The 4,623-nt window shown below is 34.9% G+C and carries 5 protein-coding genes; 1 reads left to right on the top strand and 4 read right to left on the bottom strand.

Features of this window, described 5'->3' with window-relative positions; translation table 11 throughout:
• Positions 1 to 394 precede the first annotated feature (394 nt).
• From OZD66_RS05950 to OZD66_RS05965, 4 genes are all read right to left on the bottom strand, one after another.
• Complete coding sequence (locus OZD66_RS05950) at positions 395 to 1,153, bottom strand: cell division protein FtsQ/DivIB (protein WP_182366629.1); 759 nt, start codon at positions 1,151 to 1,153, stop codon at positions 395 to 397.
• Positions 1,134 to 2,087 carry a D-alanine--D-alanine ligase gene (locus tag OZD66_RS05955; protein WP_182366627.1) on the bottom strand — a complete coding sequence of 318 codons (954 nt, stop codon included), beginning with the start codon at positions 2,085 to 2,087 and terminating at the stop codon, positions 1,134 to 1,136. Before OZD66_RS05955 ends, OZD66_RS05950 begins: the two co-directional genes overlap by 20 nt.
• A gap of 88 nt (positions 2,088 to 2,175) precedes the next feature.
• Positions 2,176 to 2,961, bottom strand: coding sequence for a hypothetical protein (locus tag OZD66_RS05960; RefSeq protein WP_182366625.1), 786 nt, complete (start codon positions 2,959 to 2,961; stop codon positions 2,176 to 2,178).
• 193 nt (positions 2,962 to 3,154) lie between these two features.
• Complete coding sequence (locus OZD66_RS05965) at positions 3,155 to 3,529, bottom strand: ferredoxin family protein (protein ID WP_182366623.1); 375 nt, start codon at positions 3,527 to 3,529, stop codon at positions 3,155 to 3,157.
• A gap of 61 nt (positions 3,530 to 3,590) precedes the next feature.
• Here OZD66_RS05965 and dprA point away from each other — a divergent pair.
• Positions 3,591 to 4,623 (top strand): DNA-processing protein DprA (gene dprA / locus OZD66_RS05970; RefSeq protein ID WP_275022521.1); only part of this gene is annotated, 1,033 nt, incomplete at its 3' end.

Genomic DNA, 4,623 nt, shown 5'->3' on the forward strand with positions numbered 1-4,623 from the left:
AAAAAAACGCCATACTTGAAAGTATAATGTAAGTAATTAGCCAACCACGGGGCTTCTTTTGCCTTTTTTTTCGTTTGGTAAATTTCTTAAATATTTATAGCTAAACGACAACCGTCATCCCGCTACGTGTTAGCGGGATCTCTTGTTAGCGGCTGAGATACCGCGAATGAATCGCGGTATGACGGTTCGTGACGGTATGACGGTTCGCGGTGACATGACGATAACCTCGTCATCCCGCTACGTGTTAGCGGGATCTATGTTAAGGTATGGCGGTTAAATAAGGGATCTATGTTAAGAGATACCGCGAATGAATCGCGGTATGACGGTTCGCGGCGGGATTCCAGTGTCTGGGCACTGGGATGACAGGAAAAGGGGCTACTTGGATTACAGCAGATCACCTCTTCACAAAAATTTTATCAGTAATACGCATATCAATAATACTCCAATCGCTGAAAGTAAAATCAGTTGTATTTTGCAAGTGGTTTAAATATTCCCATGCACTATAAGGGTTATCTTCAGGCAGTTTTACTGTGGAATCGTTATCAAGTATGATATTCCATCTTCTATTCCCTATATAAGCAAAAGAAGAAATGTGGTCTCTTAATTGAGTTTTACTCTCCAACACATCTCTAACAAATTCTAGGTTTGATAACGAGTTTTGTCCTGTAATTACAACAAGATCATCTACTAGATAGTCATCTACGATCACTTTACCTTCAAAATCAATTACCGAGGTTTTGTTATTATCTTTCCAGAGAGCAAACGGTTTATGCTCATCTATATTAATGTGTAGAGTATTGGGCAAAATTCTGTGAACTCTTACGTGTTTTATCCACCTGCTTACGGATTGTATGTTACCGGCAAGTTTTGAAAGTGATATATACAGGATAGGTTGCGTTCTATCTGTCAAACTTAGAATATCCTTTTTGTTTGTAAATTTATTGCCGCTCACGACTACTTCGTCGATTGAAAATCCACTACTGAGTAATAAACTAGATAGGCAGTCATTATACCAAGTAAAGTAGTAATTAAATCGATTTATTATTTTATCAAGTGAGCTGTAAAGTATTAGCGTAAGAAAAAGTGCTGTGATAATAACCAAGGCACACTTACGCAAAAAACTCCTTTGGCTTCTAGTAATACTGCTCAACATGACTTAAATCCCTAATATTTTTGTGCTGCAAACTATCTTCAATAATAATTTTAACTAATTCATTAAAATTGATTCCTTTTGCCAATTTTGCAATTTCTGGCACTAACGATAACTCAGTAAAGCCAGGATGTGTATTAATCTCAAGCATTTTTAAAGTGTTATTTTTGGGATTATAACGGAAATCTGAGCGGGAAATAGTTTTGCATCCTAAAAATTGATGTATTTTCAGTGCGTGTTCCAAGGCCATTTTATATATATTGTCAGGAATTTTAGCAGGAAATATATGTTCTGCAAATCCATCTGTATACTTTGCTTCATAATCATAGAATTTATTTTTTGGTCGTACTTCTATAGTGCCAATTGCTTCATCCAGCAATACAGCAGTATGTAACTCTATGCCCGGTATGTATTCTTCTACGATCATCTTTTCCATTATAGTAGAACTATTATCTTTCAGTTCTAAGTAATCCTCGTGCGAGAAAATTATGTACACTCCAATACTTGAACCTTCATTAATTGGTTTTAAGACGTACGGATAATCGATTTTAATATTATTTTTTAGTACATCTTCTCGGCTAATTACATAACCTTTTGGAGTGTCGATATTAAGGGATCGAAATATATGCTTTGACATCACTTTATTTATAGCAACGGCAGAAGCCATAACTCCTGAGTGTGTATATTTTATACCTAAGATTTCCAATAAACCTTGAATGCAGCCATCTTCACCATAAGGTCCATGCAGAGCTATAAAAGCAAGGCCCGGATTAATTTTTTTAAGCTTTTCAGTAATGTTGCTGTCAACATCTATTTCTATTGCATTATATGAAAGGCTATCGAGCGCTTTCTTTACTGCTTTTCCGCTCATAAGCGACACTTCTCTCTCACAAGAAAACCCACCACTTAAAATTGCTATAGTTGGAACCATAAGCATTCTATGTTTTACTATATAGCATATATAATGGTTACATTAAGCTTATTAAATACCTACTTTGGCTAACTATAGGACCTTCTTACTTTCTTCAAGCACTTTTTTTATCCACTTCAAATAGCGTGCTCGGCAACGGTAGTGGCGTGTTTGCTGCACCTTTATACTGTTCACAGATAAGCTTTTCTAAATCCTCAGCAGATTGTTCTTTTGCTTCTTCTTTTTTCACTACTCCACTAGTTACTAAATCAATTAAGGCTGTAGTGTGTATTATCATTCGATTATTTAGCTCGAATATCTTTTTTGTATCAAGTGAGGGGTTTCTAATTAAAGCAGATAGTGCATGCATATATTTGTCTATATCAGAAAGACTTTTGCTTGTATCATAGTTGCTAACTAATATATATTCCTTCAAACGCTCAATTTCTTCTGGAGTAAACTTGTAAACTTCATCAAGTTTCCTTATTAAAGATATAGTAAGTATTCTACTTAAAACTCTGAATTCTCTAATAAATTGTACTCCTTCTCCTTCAGGATAAGACATTTCTTCTTTTTTATATTTCTTAAATAATTCTTGATCATAAGACTTTCTGAGATCTGACATCATTGCCAATGCTAACTCTTTTGAACCTAGCTTAAAAACTTCGTTGAAGCTGCTTGCGTTGGCATCTTGTGCACCGCCTGCAGTAATTCCACAACTCCAAGAAATCTTTTCAGACAAGCTACGATACTCTTTTATCATCTCTTCCAGCAATATTTTAATATCATCTTCGGTTAACTCTACTGTTGATAATAGATCACATGTTTTCTCAAGATTACCGTTCGCTTGAAAAAGTAACCCTTCAATCTTTTTAATGGTTTCTCTTTTATTTATACTCATAACTTACCCCCAAGATTTAATGCTAACAGCTAGTTTTATAATCAAATATTTCAAAAGTCAATAAGCCTTTTTCCTTAATCCTTAAATTAATCGATACTAATTTATCAGCATAACAACTTAGATAACGCAACTATTTTCAGCAACCAAAAACAATAACCCTGAAATACAAAAAGTTTCTCTTCCTTCAGTAGCATTATTCTAAATTTTCGTCAAAATAAGCTGTTTTATCCTTTTTTTCCTTATACTCTTCTGCTGTATAGAGAGGTTGCTTTTTAGCTGTGATATTTGGCCACTTTTGTGAGTATTCTACATTTATATCGTAAAATAACTTGAAAGTTTTTTGTTCGCTGTTCAGTAACTCTTCATCTAGTTCTAAAATATCTTTTATGGAATCATCAGTTACAATTGCATCCACTGGACACTCAGGTATGCACACTCCGCAATCAATACATTCATCTGGGTTAATCACGAGCATGTTTTTACCTTCATAGAAGCAGTCAACGGGACATACTTCCACACAGTCCGTATATTTACATTTTATGCATTTATCTGTAACAAAATGCGTCATAAAACACTGTATATTTGCATTATCTTGGGTACACTAAATTGATAAGAAATTCAAGCCTTTTATGAAGATAAATAAATTGAACAACAAAGAATTAGAAGTATGGTTAAGCTTGGCTAGAACTATAGGACCAATAAAGTTTTTTAGTATACTAAGAACACATGGATCGCTAGATGAGGTGCTAAAATATCTCAATAGGGTGGCTAATAATAAGGTGTATGGCATTCAAGATGCACGAGAAGAAATCAATAATGCAGAAAGAATTGGAGCTAAAATTATACCCGCATGTGACCCAGATTACCCTGATCTTTTAAGAAATATCTCTAGTTGTCCTCCTGTAATAACTGCGCTTGGTGATATATCATTATTAAGCCGTGAGATAATTGCAATAATCGGTGGGCGTAACTCTTCAATGAATGGAAGAAATTTTGCCAATAAGTTGGCACTTGATTTAAGCGAAGCTGGTTTTGTTATTGTTTCTGGACTTGCAAAAGGAATCGATACTGCAGCAAACAGTGCAATATACAAAAATCATCCCACTATTGCTGTTACAGCAAGCGGAATTGATGTGGTGTATCCAAAAGAGAATTTTGATCTATACAAAAAAATCACTGGGAACGGTGGTTTAGTAATTACTGAGCTTCCATTTGCTACTAAACCAAAGCCTCAATATTTTCCTCAGAGGAATCGAATTATATCTGGTCTATCGCTGGGTGTTGCAGTGATTGAAGCATCGAAACGTTCTGGCTTTCTAATAACAGCAGATTTTGCTTTAAATCAAGGGAGAGAGGTGTTTGCAGTTTCTGGTTTCCCTTTAGATTCACGCTGTAGTGGTAGTAATTATTTAATTAAAAATGGTGCTAAGCTTATCGAATCTGCTGATGACATAATAGAGAGTGTTAGGTTTAATTTACCTCCGCAGCAAAAAAACCTATTTGATGTTGAGCACCATTCTGTTAACCAAAAACAAGAAAAATTACAACAGGCAAAATCTGTTATAGTTGATCATATTATAGCATTTCTCATAATAGTCCGAACAGGTCATAGGAAGGCAGAATCAACAGCACGACGAAAGGATTCGAATAGAGGAATGTTTT

Origin of the sequence: Wolbachia endosymbiont of Drosophila baimaii, from assembly GCF_028982185.1 — a bacterium.
GTDB lineage: Bacteria > Pseudomonadota > Alphaproteobacteria > Rickettsiales > Anaplasmataceae > Wolbachia > Wolbachia pipientis.